Genomic DNA, 566 nt, shown 5'->3' with positions numbered 1-566 from the left:
AGGAAAGCCTTGCGGATACTGGATTTCAGGCACAAAAAAAGACGTCCGTTGACGTCTATTGATGTTCCGATGGTGCCGAAGGCCGGACTCGAACCGGCACGTATTTCTACGGTTGATTTTGAATCAACTGCGTCTACCGATTTCGCCACTTCGGCACTGAAGGGGATGCGGAAACGTTCTGGATTATACCTGTCGGCGGCGGCCATGCAAGCGACAGCGTGTCGTCATTGCGCTAAGTGTTGAAAAAAACAGCGCTATCCTGCGCGGCGTCACCTTTTGCCGCTATTTCAGGGCACCAATGCCACCTACAAACCTCATCGCCCTTCCCGCGACCACAACTCCCCCTGCCAGCCATTACCCCCTCAATAACACCCAAGTCCCACTCAAACTTATCTCAAGTTTTTCTCACATCACTCTCACCCGCATACCTCAACACAACCCAACAAACCCCATCCATCCCAACATCCAATCCCCAACTATCTCCCCTAACCCCACCCACCACTATTCCCATATATTCCAGAAAGTTTTAGCCAATGCTTTTTTGTTATTCACTCGCTCCGCAGCCA

1 tRNA gene is annotated in these 566 nt (G+C 51.2%); it reads right to left on the bottom strand.

Annotated elements, in window-relative coordinates:
* Nucleotides 1-70: 70 nt before the first annotated feature.
* Nucleotides 71-155, bottom strand: a tRNA-Leu gene (locus CWM53_RS10980).
* Nucleotides 156-566 lie beyond the last annotated feature (411 nt).

The sequence above is a fragment of the Klebsiella sp. A-Nf5 genome, from assembly GCF_002810545.1.
GTDB lineage: Bacteria > Pseudomonadota > Gammaproteobacteria > Enterobacterales > Enterobacteriaceae > Klebsiella > Klebsiella variicola.
This window is presented reverse-complemented; position numbering and strand designations above follow the sequence as displayed.